At 72.8% G+C, this 13,418-nt stretch carries 11 protein-coding genes; 4 read left to right on the top strand and 7 right to left on the bottom strand.

What is annotated here, in order from left to right:
- Both ACV7NM_RS28295 and ACV7NM_RS28290 read right to left on the bottom strand, forming a co-directional pair.
- Positions 1 to 1,971, bottom strand: coding sequence for an APC family permease (locus tag ACV7NM_RS28295; protein ID WP_463412927.1), 1,971 nt, complete (start codon positions 1,969 to 1,971; stop codon positions 1 to 3).
- A complete protein-coding gene (locus ACV7NM_RS28290) occupies positions 1,972 to 3,510 on the bottom strand; it encodes a helix-turn-helix domain-containing protein (protein WP_463412926.1) in 1,539 nt (512 codons plus the stop codon).
- A gap of 525 nt (positions 3,511 to 4,035) precedes the next feature.
- On the opposite strand from ACV7NM_RS28290, the gene ACV7NM_RS28285 reads away from it, so the two are divergent.
- Positions 4,036 to 4,284 carry an SCO4226 family nickel-binding protein gene (locus ACV7NM_RS28285; protein WP_463412925.1) on the top strand — a complete coding sequence of 83 codons (249 nt, stop codon included), beginning with the start codon at positions 4,036 to 4,038 and terminating at the stop codon, positions 4,282 to 4,284.
- A gap of 184 nt (positions 4,285 to 4,468) precedes the next feature.
- Entirely contained in the window at positions 4,469 to 5,896 is a 1,428-nt protein-coding gene (locus ACV7NM_RS28280) for a PP2C family protein-serine/threonine phosphatase (protein WP_463412924.1), read from the top strand.
- 174 nt (positions 5,897 to 6,070) lie between these two features.
- Here ACV7NM_RS28280 and ACV7NM_RS28275 read toward each other — a convergent pair whose 3' ends face one another.
- Positions 6,071 to 7,558, bottom strand: a complete 1,488-nt coding sequence (locus ACV7NM_RS28275) for a DNA-binding protein NsdB (protein ID WP_463412923.1) — start codon at positions 7,556 to 7,558, stop codon at positions 6,071 to 6,073.
- Between the two features lie 231 nt (positions 7,559 to 7,789).
- On the opposite strand from ACV7NM_RS28275, the gene ACV7NM_RS28270 reads away from it, so the two are divergent.
- Entirely contained in the window at positions 7,790 to 8,914 is a 1,125-nt protein-coding gene (locus ACV7NM_RS28270) for an aminoglycoside phosphotransferase family protein (protein WP_463412922.1), read from the top strand.
- A gap of 204 nt (positions 8,915 to 9,118) precedes the next feature.
- A complete protein-coding gene (gene kstD / locus ACV7NM_RS28265; protein ID WP_463412921.1) occupies positions 9,119 to 10,915 on the top strand; it encodes a 3-oxosteroid 1-dehydrogenase in 1,797 nt (598 codons plus the stop codon).
- A gap of 27 nt (positions 10,916 to 10,942) precedes the next feature.
- On the opposite strand, the gene ACV7NM_RS28260 is transcribed toward kstD, so the two are convergent.
- From ACV7NM_RS28260 to ACV7NM_RS28245, 4 genes are all read right to left on the bottom strand, one after another.
- Positions 10,943 to 11,443: a hypothetical protein gene (locus ACV7NM_RS28260; RefSeq protein ID WP_136211232.1), complete on the bottom strand. Its 501-nt coding sequence runs from the start codon at positions 11,441 to 11,443 to the stop codon at positions 10,943 to 10,945.
- Between the two features lie 126 nt (positions 11,444 to 11,569).
- Positions 11,570 to 12,388 carry a maleylpyruvate isomerase family mycothiol-dependent enzyme gene (locus ACV7NM_RS28255; protein WP_463412920.1) on the bottom strand — a complete coding sequence of 273 codons (819 nt, stop codon included), beginning with the start codon at positions 12,386 to 12,388 and terminating at the stop codon, positions 11,570 to 11,572.
- Between the two features lie 137 nt (positions 12,389 to 12,525).
- Positions 12,526 to 12,993 (bottom strand): hypothetical protein, encoded by a 468-nt coding sequence (locus ACV7NM_RS28250; RefSeq protein ID WP_463412919.1) that lies wholly within the window; start codon positions 12,991 to 12,993, stop codon positions 12,526 to 12,528.
- A 123-nt stretch (positions 12,994 to 13,116) separates the two neighbouring features.
- Positions 13,117 to 13,344: a DUF397 domain-containing protein gene (locus tag ACV7NM_RS28245; protein WP_463414097.1), complete on the bottom strand. Its 228-nt coding sequence runs from the start codon at positions 13,342 to 13,344 to the stop codon at positions 13,117 to 13,119.
- Positions 13,345 to 13,418 lie beyond the last annotated feature (74 nt).

Raw genomic sequence — 13,418 nt, 5'->3', positions numbered from 1 at the left:
CTACCGCCCCGTCCCGGCGCCGTCGGTCCGTTCCGGCCCCGCCCCGTCGGCGCGCTGCGGCTTGGCCGACTCCAGCAGGTACGGCACGTCGATCACCGCGACGCCCGGGGTGAACAGCAGCCTCGCCTTGAGCCGCAGCGCGTTCTGGTTGTGCAGGGGCTGCTCCCACCAGCGGCCCACCACGTACTCCGGGATGACGACCGACAGCACGTCCGAGCCCTCGGAGGCCGCCAACTCCTGGATGTGGGACATCACGGGACCCACCACCTCGCGGTACGGCGAGTGCAGCACCTTGAGGCCGATCCCGGGGGCGTGGTCCGCCCAGGACTCCCGCAGCCGCCTCATGTCGTCCTCGTCCGCGGCCACGGAGACCGCCGTCAGGGTGTCGGGACGCAGGGCCTGCGCGTAGCCGAGCGCCTTGAGCGTCGGGGCGTGTACGGAGGACACCAGCACCAGGACGTGATGACGGGCGGGCATGCGGGGGTGGGCCCCGGCCCGGACGGCGACTTGCGCCGTCACGGCGTCGTAGTGCCGGCGGACCCCCTTCATGCCGAGGAACAGCACGGGCATGGCGATGCAGACGAGCCAGGCGCCGTGGGTGAACTTGGTGACGAGGACGATGACCAGGACCAGTGCGGTCAGGGTGGCGCCGATCGCGTTGATGGCGAGCCGGCGGTGGATGTGGACGCGTTCCCCGCTCACGGTGGCCGACGAGGCCAGATCGCGCCTCCAGTGCCGGACCATTCCGGCCTGGGAAAGGGTGAAGGAGACGAAGACGCCGATGATGTACAGCTGGATGAGGCGGGTCAGTTGGGCGTCGAAGGCGACGATCAGGGCGATCGCGGCGACCGCGAGCAGCACGATGCCGTTCGAGTAGACGAGCCGGTCACCCCGGTTGTACAGCTGGCGCGGCGCGTACCGGTCCCGGGCGAGGATGGAGGCGAGCATCGGGAACCCGTTGAAGGCCGTGTTGGCGGCGAGGACGAGTACGCCGGCGGTGACCGCCTGGAGCAGGTAGAAGAGGACGTGCCAGTCACCGAAGGTGGCGCGGCCGATCTGGGCGAGGGCGGTGGACGTGGGTGTTCCCGGGGGCAGGCCGAGCTCGGTGGGGTCGGCGGCGACGTGCACCTCGTAGACCATCGCGAGGACGGTGATGCCCATGAACATGGTCACCGCCAGCACTCCCATCGCGGCCAGCGTGGTGGCGGCGTTGCGGCTCTTGGGTTCGCGGAAGGCGGGCACGCCGTTGCTGATGGCCTCGACCCCGGTCAGTGCCGTACAGCCGGAGGCGAACGCACGCATCGCGAGGAATACCAGGGCGAGCCCGGTGTACGTCCCTTCGGCCGAGATCGGGAGGTTGGCGGACTCGGCCCGGATGGTGTCGCCGGTCCCCATCCGGAACGCGGCGACCGCGAACATGAGGTAGATGACGAGGACGAAGCCGTACGTCGGGACGGCGAAGACTCGCCCGGACTCCCGTAGGCCGCGCAGGTTCATCAAGGTGAGCAGCACCACGAAGGCGACCGAGAGGGCGACTTGGTGGTCGGCGAGCGAGGGGATCGCCGAGGTGATGGCGGCGACGCCGGAGACGACGGAGACGGCGACGGTCAGCACGTAGTCGACCAGCAGCGCGCTGGCCGCGGTCAGGGCCGCGGTCTGGCCGAGGTTCTGCGAGCTGACGACGTACGCGCCTCCGCCGCCGGGGTAGGCGTGGCAGGTCTGGCGGTAGGAGGCGACGACCACGACCAGCAGGAAGACGATGGCGGCGGCCGCGTACCACGCGAGGTGGAGGAGGGCGACGCCGCCGAGGGCGAGGGTCAGCAGGATCTCCTCGGTGGCGTAGGCCACCGAGGAGAGCGGGTCGCTGCAGAAGATCGGCAGGGCGAGCCGCTTCGGCAGCAGCGTCTCGCCCAGTCGCGCGGTGTCGAGCGGCTCACCGACCAGCACGCGTTTCGCATTGATACGCCTCATTCAGGCATGATCATCCATATTCCGCGCATTCCTTCTCCCATCGGCGCTGTGTCCCCGGTCGGACTCGCGGTCCAGTTCCTCGGCCCGGTGGGCCAGCCACAGGTCGTAGCGGGCGCTCGGCGAGCGCAGCAGCGAGCGCCCCATCAGCTCCTCGACCCGGGTCAGGCGTTTGCGGGTACCGGGCAGCGAGAGTCCGAGGGCCTCGGCCGCCGGGGCCAGCCGCGCGTCGTGCCGCAACCAGGTACGGACGGTCTCCCGCGCGCCGGCCGGAGCGCCGTGCCCGGTCAGCGGCCCGAGATGGGCGCGGGACCAGGCCACCAGGTCCGGGTGGCGCAGGACGCCGTCCAGGTCGGTGGGGCCCTCGACGGCGGGAAGGCCGGGCCGACGCCCGCCGGCCGGGATCAGGCGCAGGGCCAGCGAGAGGGCCGCCTGGTCGGCCAGGCGGGCGAGGTCCATGCCGAGCACGGACTCCACGAGCCGGATCCGGGTGGCCAGGGTGTTCCGGTGGATCTTCAGTAGCCGGGTGGCGTACGAGGCGAAGTCGAGCCAGGCGTGGGCGGTGGCCCGCAGTTCCTGCGGCCCGGGGTCCTGGGGGCGTCGGGGCGCGTGGCCGTGCAGGGGCGCGAGCAGGGCTTCGGCCCAGGCGGCCGCCGCGTCGTGGGCGGCCAGTTCCAGTTCGGGGCCGGGGCCGAAGCGGGCGTGGCGGGCGGCGCGCCCCCGGGCTACGGCCAAGGCGTGGAAGGCCTGCCCGTAGGCGGCGGGCAGCTGCCGGAGGTGCGCCTGCGCGCTCACCCCGACCACGCAGTCCCGCGCCAGTTCCACCAGCGTCCCGGCCAGGTGGTCGCTCGCGCCCGGATCGGCGGCGAGGTCCGCGGGGACGAGCACGATGAGGTGCCGTACGTACACCGGACAGTGGACGGTCCAGGCCCGGCCGCCGGTGAGCCGCTCGCACACCGAGGCCGCGGCGGGCCGCTCCCCGGGCCGGCACTCGACGACGTAGATCCGCACCGGCTCGGGCAGGTCGGGACTCAAGGTCGCCGCGACCTGGCGGGCGGTGGAGATCCGGCCGTTCATCAGGAGGTGCAGCACGGCCTCACGGGCCCGCGACTCGGCGAGCCGTGCACGCTCCTCGCGCACCCGGGCCTCCTCGGCCGCCAGGACCAGGGCCAACGGGATCGCGGCGTCCGCGAGCAGGGCCGGTGCGCCCGGGTGGTGCGGCAGGTCGAGTACGGCGGCCAGCGCGCGCCGCTCGTCCAGCGCGAACAGCAGCGCGGCCGAGCCTTCTTCGTGCAGCACGGCGGAGCCGGCGCTCCGGGCGGCCATCTCGGCGGCTGCCCGAACGGCGACTTCCGGCACATCGGAATCCCGCGCGCCACCCCCTCCAGCGATGTCCACCACCCCGGTCCAGCCGCCCAGTCGCGTCGTCAGCCATCGCAACAGCGTGGTCGAGCCGCCGACATGGGCGAGCCGGTGCAGCGTGCGGATGTCGTCGGACCTGGAAGGGCCGAGGGGGGCCGGCGTGGCGGAATCTGACGGCATGGGGGTTCCCTTCGGCGCGGTCGTCGCGCCGCCGCATTCAACCAGGCACCGCACACTGTGCGCTGTGATACCCGTCTCGGCCGCTCACTGTGCGGGGCGGATCCTGCGGTCCCGCCGCGCGGCGCCTACGTTGTTCCGGAGCGGACGGGCTCCGGCGCCGACGGGATACCACGGGGGAGGTGCCGGGGCCGGTCCGCTCGCGTCTTCTTCGTCCCGGCCCCGGGACCGGACCGCCCGCTTCATTCGCCGGGCCTGTCCGACCTCCGCGCCGCCGATCCGTTACCGGTGCGTAGCGCCGCCTCACCGGACGGGTGAACGCGACCCCGCGGGACGGGGTCCTCCGTTCGAGGGGTCCCGCAGCGGGGTGACGACCGGCGCCCGGGAGCACTCGGAGCGCCCGCAGGGCTCACGGCCCTCGCGCGTGCGCTCGATTCCGCCCGGCCGGACAGCGTTTTTCCGGCCGTGGGTGGACGATGGGAGATGCAGGAACCGGACTCGACCGCGACAGCGAGGAGGTGTGGAGCGATGGCCATGTTCATGGACGTCCACACCGGTATGAAGGGCATCACCGCCGAGCAACTGGCGGAGGCGCACCGGGCGGACCTGGCGATCGAGGCGCAGGAAGGCGTGCACTTCAAGCAGGCCTGGGCGGACCCCGAGTCGGGCACGGTGTATTGCCTGTCCGAGGCGCCGAACGCCGAGGCGGTCAAGCGCATCCACGAGCGGAGCGGGCACCCGGCGCACGAGGTACACCCGGTGCCGCTGGAGGTGTAGGCCCCGCGCGGGGTCGTGACCTGAAACATTCGCACACACGAAGGAGGCCCCGAAGGCCTACGGCATATGCCTTGAGCAACCACGTGGCGGATGTTGCCAAACGCCTTACAGGCCGTCCCGGCCTGTGCAACAGTCGTTACCGGTCCTTCCTTCATGGCCGTGCCGCGCCTGTATCGGAGTTCTCATGCCGTCCCATCTGTTCGCGGACCGTCACGCGCAGCCGCCCGAGCCCGGGTCGGTGGACGCACTGATCTCGCAGACCCGACGCCTGCGGGGCGAAGTGGACGCCGTGCGCCGCGACACCGTCGTGGACGACGACGACGCCCAGGGCCGCTGGCAGCGCGCGCTGTGCGACCTGGCCGTCCACCACCTCGACGACTTGGGGCAGCACCTCGGCCAGCTCAAGGAGGGCCTGCCGCCCGCGCCCGAGCAGTCCGTCGAGCCGCCGCGGGCCGCGCCCGAGACCACGGTCGAGGACCGGCAGACCCGGGTCGGCAGCGCCGAGTGGAACCTGTTGACGGACGAGGTGACCTGGTCCGAGGAACTCTTCCAGATCTTCGGCCGGTCCCCGGAGGCGGGAGCGCTGCCCTTGGACGAGCTGGGGTCCACCCTGTTCTCCGAGGACCAGCCGCTGCTCACGGCGATGGTCACCGACTGTCTGGTCGACGGCAAGCCCATAGACGGCGAGTTCCGCATCGTCCGGGCCGACGGGCGGGTCCGGACGCTGCACATGAGGGGCGAGCCGGTGCTCGACTCCGACGGCTGCACGGCGTCCATGTGGGCCGTGCTGCGCGACGTGAGCGAACTGCGCCGCAGCCAGCGCGCGGTGCGCGAGTCCCGTGACTCGCTGCAACGCCGCCGGGAGATCGCGCAGACCGAGCACCGGCTGGCGGTCGAACTGCAGGAAGCCGTGCTCCCCCCGTGGCGCGGCTCCCTGCGGTTCCCGCATGACAGCACCGGCGCCTTGGACGTGGCGGCGCACTACATGCCCTCCGCCAGCAGCGCCCTGATCGGCGGCGACTGGTACGACGCGCTCGAACTGAACGACGGGCGCTCGCTGCTGACGGTCGGTGACCTCACCGGCCACGGGGTGACCGCCACGTCCGGGATGGCGATGATGCTCGGCGCCCTGCGCGGGATGGCCATGGCCGGCATCGAGCCCGGCCCGTTGATGGGCTGGCTCAACCAACTGCTGGAGACCTCCGTCCAGCCGGCGCTCGGCTCGGCGGTCTGCTGTCGTTACGATCCCGACCTCCGCGTGCTGTCCTGGGCGCAGGCCGGCCACCCCGCGCCGTTGCTGTTCCGCGGCGGCCAGGGCCGTTCGCTCCAGCCGCCGGAGGGCGTACTGCTGGGGGCGACCTCCGGGGCGGTGTACGGCCAGGCCGAGGAACGGCTGGAAGCGGGTGACGTGGTGGTCCTCCACACGGACGGACTGACCCCGCGCGGCATCGAGTTCAGCCGGGCGGACGGGACCGGGCGGCTGCTGGCGCTCGCGCCGCGGTTCTCGGCGGCGCGGTCGGCGCAGGACTGCGTACGGATCGTGCTGGAGGAGTTCGGCGACAACGAGCGCGAGGACGACGCCTGCGTGCTCGTGGCCCGGATCGGCCTCTGACCACCGAGCACCGACCACCGAGCACCACCAAGGAGCGAGAACCGGACTTCAGGGCCGCGCCGCCGGGCGCGGCCTTTCTCGTGTCATACGCCGTGTCATACGCCGTGTCGTATCCCGTGGCGGCGTACGAGGTCGCGTGCGGGTTCCGTGGGAGGCGCATGGGGCCGTGGGCTCTCAGACGGTGCTCGCCACCGCCGGAGTGTCCGGGAGGGCCAGCTCGATCTCCTCGCGCAGGTCCTCGATGCGCCCGTAGCCGGAGTACTGGCCGGTGAGCCGGTACATCTCGCGCAGCCGGTCCCATGTCCGGTGCGAGGAGGTCTCGTTCATCGACACCAGGGCGAGCCGGGCGTACCGGTCGGCCTGCTCCGGGTCGTCGGCGATGAAGCAGGCCGAGGCCATGGAGATGTAGTCGAAGATCTGCGAACGCTGGTGGCCTTGGGCCCGCAGCCGCAGCGCCTCCTTCGCGTGGCGCTGGGCGATCGGCGCGGCCGTGGGGTCGTGGTCTGCCAGCGTCCGGAAGGCCAGGGCCTGCATTCCGTGCAGGTCCGCCTCGTCGAAGTGCTGCATCCAGGAGGGCGGCGGAACGTCGCCCTTGTCGGAGACGAACAGGTCCTCGGCCTCTCCCAGGGTGCGGCGCATGGCCTGGCCCTTGCCCATGGCGGCCTGCGCCCAGGCCTCGATGGTCTGGAGCATGGCGCGGGTGCGCGGCAGGGTCTCCTCGCCGGAGCCGGACTTCGCCAGCTTCATCAGGTCCAAGGCCTCGTTGGGCTTGCCCAGGTGCACCATCTGGCGGGCCGCGCGGGACAGGGCCTCGCCGGCCCTCGGCCGGTCCCCGCCCTCGCGGGCCGCGTGCGCCGCGATCACGAAGTACTTCTGCGCGGTGGGTTCGAGGCCGACGTCGTGGGACATCCAGCCGGCGAGGACCGCCAGGTTGGCGGCCACTCCCCACAGTCGGCGCTGGAGGTGGTCGGGGTGGTGGTAGGCCAGCATCCCTCCCACCTCGTTGAGTTGGCCCACGACGGCCTTGCGCTGGAGTCCGCCGCCCCTGGAGGCGTCCCAGGCGCGGAAGACCTCGACGGAGCGCTCCAGGGCATCGATCTCCTGCGAGCCGATCGGGGCCGCCTCGTAGCGGTCGTAGCCGACGGGGTCGGCCTGGTGGACGCCCCCGCCGAAGCGGTCGGCTTCCTTGGCGGTGGCGGGGTCGGTGTGCAGCCAGTCGTACATGGCGTTGCTGAGGGCTGAGCCGGCGGTGAGCGCGACTCCGGCGCCCATCAGACCGCGACGGTTGAGCATGAGGTCCATTCCCGTGAATTCGGTGAGGACCGCGGCTGTGCGTTCGGGCGCCCAGGGCACTCCGTCGGGGTTGTCCTGCGCCCCGTCCGGTTGCCGCTTCGCGGTGCGCCGCTGCCGTACGAACCCGAGGTCCTCGATGGTCACGACACGACCGAGCCGCTCGGTGAACAGTGCTGCCAGTACCGTGGGCACCGGTTCGCGCGGGGTCTCCCCCATGTCGATCCAGCGCCGCACCCGCGAGGTGTCGGTGGCCAGCTGGTGGTGGCCCATGGCGGCCGCCTGCCGGTTGACCATCCTCGCCAGTTCGCCCTTGGACCAGCCGGCCAGGCCGAACAGGTCGTTCAGACGGGTGTTTGGACCTTTGCTCACGTCAAGCCCCCAGGTTCTCGGCTGAGTTGACAGTAGCCCGCCGTCAGGTGCCGAGCGACTATTCGCCAGGGTTCGCCAGGGTCCGCCAGATGGTGTGCCACCCACGGCGGGGTGTCATGTAGGAATGCGCCTCCCCGCCCCGGCCCCCGGTGGAACTCCCCAGGGTGAAGCACGGGTTCCGGCGGGGCGGCGTACGCAACTCGTCGGCGCACGAAGGGAACCGTAAACGCCATGTACGCAGCAACGTCCTCCGTGTCCGCCCCGGTCCGGCCGCACCGCACGCTCCAGGCGGGCGGCGGCCCTTACCTCGAACCCGGCCGGCCGGCCGCCCAGGCGCAGGCCGCCGTACGGGCCCCGCGGGTCCCGGGGACCGGGGCCCAGCCGCTCAGCGGAAGAATCGACCTCTCGGGGCCGCAGGGCGCCCAACTGCGCACGGCGCTCGCCTCGGTGCAGCGGATCTGTCCCGAGTTCGCGCCCGTCCAGGTGCTGCGGCGCAGCGGCCGGTCGGTCCTCCTGGTGGGGACGACCGGGCGGATGACCGCCGTCGCGAAGGTCTTACTGGACCACTCGCCGGAGTGGCGCGAGCGGTACCGACACGAAATAGCTGCGTACCGGGCGTTCGTCCGGCACCGTCCGCCGGTCCGGGTACCGCGGCTGATCGCCGCCGACCCGGAGAACTGCGTCCTGGTCGTCGAGCGCATGGCGGGCCGGGTCGCGGCCCTGCAACGGCACCCGGTGGAGGCTCCGCCGCGGGCCGACGTACGGGCCGCGCTGGGGGCGGTGTGCCGGGTGAACCAGTGGCGCCCGCCGGCCGAACTCTTCGGGCACCCACTGGACTACACGCGCCGGATCGCGCGTGACCACCAGCTGGGTCTGCTGACCGACCGCGATTTCGGTGACCTCCAGAAGCTGCTGCACGGCCTCAAGCTGTCCGGAACCCCGTGGCAGTTCAACCACGGTGACGCCCTGCTGTCGAACCTGCTGCTCTCCCCGGCCGGACCCGTGATGCTCGACTGGGAGCACGCCGGCTGGTACCTGCCCGGCTACGACCTGGCCACGCTGTGGACGGTCCTGGGCGACGCGCCGGCGGCGCGCGGCCAGATCAGCCGGCTCGCGCAGCAGCAGGGACCGGCGGTCCGGGACGCGTTCCTGGTGAACCTGATGCTGATCCTGACCCGGGAGATCCGGATGTCCGAGACGGCGGTGCAGCGCTCGATGCAGGCGACCGCCCCGGTGCAGTCGCCGCCCGCGGGCGCCTTGTCCTCGGGCGAGGAGCAGCGGCTGCTGCTGCGCCGGTTGCACGACGACTGCGGGATGGCCCGCAGGGCGGTCCGCGCGGTGGTCGGCACCCGCTGACGCACCGCCCCCGTACGCGAGGCCCCGCGGCTCCCACCGCCGCGGGGCCTCGCCCTTGTGCGGACCGGGTGGCGGGGTGCGGGCTCGGGGTGGCGGGGTGGCGGAGTCGGATGCCTTGACATCCCATGATCCTCCGAACAGGTTTCTGACTCAGCATCAGACATGCTGGAGCCACCTCCCCTCCTCCTCCCCCGGAGCCCGCCCATGTCCGCACGGTCCGATCACGCACGCGCTCCGTTCCCCGCCCGCCGGACGGTCCTCGCCGGTACGGGCGCCGGGGTCCTCGCCGCCACCGTGTTGCCGGCCGCCGCCGCGCGGGCCTCGGCCGACCCGGCCCTCGACGGGGTTCCGCTCGGTGAGTACGACGTCGTCGTGGTCGGGTCGGGGGCGTCGGGGATGACTGCCGCGCTCACCGCCGCCGGGCGCGGGCTGAGCGTGCTGGTGGTCGAGAAGGCCCCCACCTTCGGCGGCTCGGCGGCCCGCTCCGGCGCCGGGATCTGGCTGCCGAACAACTCGGTGCTCCTCGGAGCCGGTGTGCCGGACACCCCGGAGAAGGCCTCGGCGTACCTCGCTGCCGTGGTGGGTCCCGATGTACCCGCCGACCGACAGCGGGCGTTCCTCGCCAACGGGCCCCGCATGCTGGACTTCGTCATGGCGAACAGTCCGTTGAGGTTCCGCTTCATGGACGGCTACAGCGACTACTACCCGAACCTGCCCGGCGGCCTGTCGAACGGGCGCTCCGTCGAGCCCGACCAGATCGACGGGAACGTGCTCGGGGCCGAGCTGGCGCGGCTCAATCCGGCGTACATGGCGGTGCCCGCCGGGATGGTGGTGTTCAGCCAGGACTACAAGTGGCTCAATCTCGCGGCGGTCACCGCGAGGGGGCTCGCGGTGTCCACCGAGTGCCTGGCGCGGGGCGCGAAGGCGGCGCTGCGCGGCGAGAAGCCGCTGACCATGGGCCAGGCGCTGGCCGCGGGGCTCCGCGCGGGTCTGATGCGGGCGGGGGTGCCGGTGTGGCTGAACAGCCCGCTGGTCGATCTGGTGCAGGAGGGCGGGGCGGTCACCGGGGTGGTGGTGGAGAAGGAGGGCGTCCGGGGCGTCGTACGGGCCCGCAAGGGCGTGATCATGGGCTCCGGCGGCTTCGAGCACAACGCGGCGATGCGGGCGCAGTACCAGCAGCAGCCCATCGGCACCGAGTGGTCCGTCGGGGCGAAAGAGAACACGGGCGACGGCATCCGTGCCGGGCAGCGGGCGGGGGCGGCGCTGGCGCTGATGGAGGACGCCTGGTGGGGGCCGTCGATCCCGCTGCCCGGCGAACCCTACTTCTGCCTCGCGGAGCGGACCCTTCCGGGCGGTCTGATGGTGAACGCGAACGGCACCCGGTTCGTCAACGAGGCGGCCCCGTACAGCGACGTGGTGCACGTGATGTACGAGAAGGACCGGGGCACGACCGGCTCCCACATTCCGGCCTGGCTGATCGTGGACCAGAACTACCGCAACAGGTACCTCTTCAAGGACATCCTCCCGACGCTGCCCTTCCCGGACGCGTGGTACGAGGCGGGAGCCGCGCGGAAGGCGTGGACGTGGGACGCGCTCGCCGGGCAGATCGGGGTACCGGCCGCGGCGCTGCGGGCGACCCTGAACCGCTTCAACGCGCAGGCGTGGAGCGGGTCGGACCCCGACTTCCACCGCGGGGACACGGCGTACGACCACTACTACGCCGACCCGAACGTCCAGCCGAACTCGTGCCTGGCGCCGATCTGGGCGCCGCCGTTCCACGCCTTCAAGATCGTGCCGGGAGACCTGGGGACCAAGGGGGGCATCGTGACGGACGCGCGGGCTCGGGCGCTGCGCGCGGACGGATCGGTGATCCGGGGCTTGTGGGCGGCCGGCAACGCCAGTGCGGCGGTGATGGGCCACAGCTACGCGGGGGCCGGATCGACGATCGGCCCCGCGATGACCTTCGGCTACGTGGCCGCGAACGACATCGCGGACGCGTAGCGTCGCACGGCGCTGTTCCGCGAGGCCCTATCCCTGCTGGAAGAGCTCGGCGGGAAGGGGCTTGAGGAGGGCGTAGAGGTCGTCGGTGATCGGACGGTCCCAGCTGGCGATGGTGACCAACACGTTGTCGCTGCGGTCGAACTGGACGCAGGAGATGCGGGACTCCGAGAGCTTGACCTTGCGCACGATGAGGAGGTTGTCGCCCTGCATGACGGGGCAGTCCTCGACCGCGGTGACCTCGACCTCCTCGTCGTTCTCCAGGGCGTCGAGGAGCTGTGCCACCTCGAAGGGGACCTGCTTGTCGGCGAGCTCCCGGGCCGGCGAGCCCTCGGGGAGGTTGCCGATGATCATCGCAGGGCCGCGGCCGCCGAAGAGGTCGTAGCGGAGGAAGACACCCTGGCAGCTGCCGTCGGGGGCGGGGAGCAGCCCGGCCCCGAGGTTGCCCGGCCAGTCCCCCGGGTCCATGGCGAGGACGTCGAAGTCCGGGCCGGCGGGGGTGGCGGCGCGGTGGCGGCGGAGGAAGGACATGCCGCCATGGTACGTGGCCGGGCGGGTTTTCCGGTCCCGGGCCTCGCTTCCGCCCGGGGTCGCGCCGGGGCCGGGGCGCGGCCCGGGCGGGGCTCTCGGCGGGGCGCCGGCCGGCTGTTGTCCCCTCTATACGGGCGGGACCAGCGTGAAGTAGTGGTCGAGGCGGCCGGCGTCGCCGGTGACCGTCAGCGCGGAGGCGGGGAGCCGCCGCCAGAGGAACAGCATCAGCTCCTCGGCCGTCCCGGCGGCTTCGACGTCCACCGGGCGGGTGTCCCCCGGTTCCAGGAGCACCTCCTCACCGGTGAAGGTGACCGTCCAGGAGCCGGCGGCGTCGGTCCGCCGGAAGCGGTACCGCTCCCCGGTCCCCGGCGGCGCGGGCTTCCAGCCGCGCCGGGCCGGGGCCATCACCTCGAAGGTGTGGGGGACGGCGTCCGCCGCGATCCGGGGGTCGACGGGCTTCGGAGTTCCCGTCGCGGCCTCCGCGTCCCAGCGGTGCAGGGCGAGCTCGATCAGCTGCATCCGCTGCCAGAAGCCGCTGGTCCTCGTCGACGACCAGGTCCACACCGGCACGTCCGGCCCGAGGGCGCGCAGCAGGTCCTCCAGCGCTCCGGCGCCCTCGGCGAACCAGTCGATCAGCGCCGCGGGGGCCGGGCCCAGGGTGGGCGTCCGGTCCGGTCGGGGCCACGCGGCCCGCGCCGCCGGGTCCGCAGGGAGGCCGTAGAGGGAGAGGTCGGTGGGGTCGGGGGCCTCGGTGAGCCGCTCCCGCAGGATGTGGGCGAGGAAACGGTGCACCGAGCCCAGGTGGCCGACCAGGTCGGACACCGACCAGCCCGGACAGGACGGGACCAGGGGTGGCCGTCCGCCGGCGTCGAGCGCCCGCCGGGCCGCCTTCTCGAAGGCATGCGCCTGCGAGCGGAACAGATTGAGCCGGGTGATCTCGTCCATGCGGCCACTGTGCCCCCGTCGGTGGCCGATCAGGCCCCGTTGGGCTCCGGGCGAACGTCTTCGGCTGCGGGCGAACGGCAGCGGCGTGGGACGAACGGCTGCGGGCGGGGTGCCTCCGGTGCTCCCGGCGGGCGCCTTCAGGTGCCCTCGTACAGTCGCCGGCGCCACCACGGGAGCGGGCGTCCGAACCGGTCGCGTCCCACGGGTACGGGTGCGGGATCGGGGAGGGTGCGCCGGCGGAACTCGGCGTCGAGGGTGCGCAGTACGCGTCCCAGGGCGGACCGTTCGTCGGACGGCAGCCCTCGGTACAGGTCGGCCAGTTCGTCGCGGACCGCGGCGATGTCGTCGAGCGCGCAGCCGGGGCAAGCGGGGCAGGTCGAGGGCAGGAGGAGCAGCCGGCCGCCGGGACGGTCCAGAAAGGCGCGGTACAGCGCGAGCCGGACGGCGAGGTCGGGGGCGCGACCGCCCAGCACGTGGTGGATCAGCGCGCTCGCGGCGGGTGACAGCCGGTCCAGGGGCGGTAGTTCACGCGTCCATGCGGGCGGTCGGCGGCCGTCGAACGGCCCTGGTCGGGCGCGCAGCGCGCCGGGGCGCTTACGCGGCATCGCCCTTTCGGCGGTCGATCGTCATGGCGGCCATGATGGCACAACGGGTCGGCAGGACTGGTCGACCCCGCCGGGCACCGGGCAGCGGCTCCAGGCCCGGCGCCGGCGGCGGACCGCGCCTCGTCAGGTCAGGTCGAACTCCCCGCCCCGCGCGTCCAGGACGAACTTGCGCCACTCGTCGGGCGCGAAGATCAGCGAGGGGCTGTCGGGCCGCTCGCTGTTGCGCATCGCGATGAACCCTTCCACGAAGGCGATCTGGACATCCCCCGATCCCCGGCTGCTCGACCTCCAGTCGGCCCCACTGAGATCCAGTTCCGGCTTGCCCCAGCCGGCGGGGGCCTGCGAAGTCATGCTCTCGGCCACGTGCGTGCTCCTCCCGGTACGTCGTCCGAGGGCCAGGTTAACCACGCGGGCGGGCGCCGCAC

This window comes from Streptomyces sp. Tek67B01 (assembly GCF_055231995.1).
The sequence above is the reverse complement of the archived record's forward strand: the minus strand, read 5'-3'. Positions and strand labels throughout refer to the sequence as shown.

Bases quoted from the DNA above. Each gene is read 5' to 3' on its own strand.
- ACV7NM_RS28295 (WP_463412927.1), bottom strand. From the start codon at position 1,971: ATGAGGCGTATCAATGCGAAACGCGTGCTGGTCGGTGAGCCGCTCGAC.
- ACV7NM_RS28290 (WP_463412926.1), bottom strand. From the start codon at position 3,510: ATGCCGTCAGATTCCGCCACGCCGGCCCCCCTCGGCCCTTCCAGGTCC.
- ACV7NM_RS28285 (WP_463412925.1), top strand. From the start codon at position 4,036: ATGGCCATGTTCATGGACGTCCACACCGGTATGAAGGGCATCACCGCC.
- ACV7NM_RS28280 (WP_463412924.1), top strand. From the start codon at position 4,469: ATGCCGTCCCATCTGTTCGCGGACCGTCACGCGCAGCCGCCCGAGCCC.
- ACV7NM_RS28270 (WP_463412922.1), top strand. From the start codon at position 7,790: ATGTACGCAGCAACGTCCTCCGTGTCCGCCCCGGTCCGGCCGCACCGC.
- kstD (WP_463412921.1), top strand. From the start codon at position 9,119: ATGTCCGCACGGTCCGATCACGCACGCGCTCCGTTCCCCGCCCGCCGG.
- ACV7NM_RS28260 (WP_136211232.1), bottom strand. From the start codon at position 11,443: ATGTCCTTCCTCCGCCGCCACCGCGCCGCCACCCCCGCCGGCCCGGAC.
- ACV7NM_RS28255 (WP_463412920.1), bottom strand. From the start codon at position 12,388: ATGGACGAGATCACCCGGCTCAATCTGTTCCGCTCGCAGGCGCATGCC.
- ACV7NM_RS28250 (WP_463412919.1), bottom strand. From the start codon at position 12,993: ATGCCGCGTAAGCGCCCCGGCGCGCTGCGCGCCCGACCAGGGCCGTTC.
- ACV7NM_RS28245 (WP_463414097.1), bottom strand. From the start codon at position 13,344: ATGACTTCGCAGGCCCCCGCCGGCTGGGGCAAGCCGGAACTGGATCTC.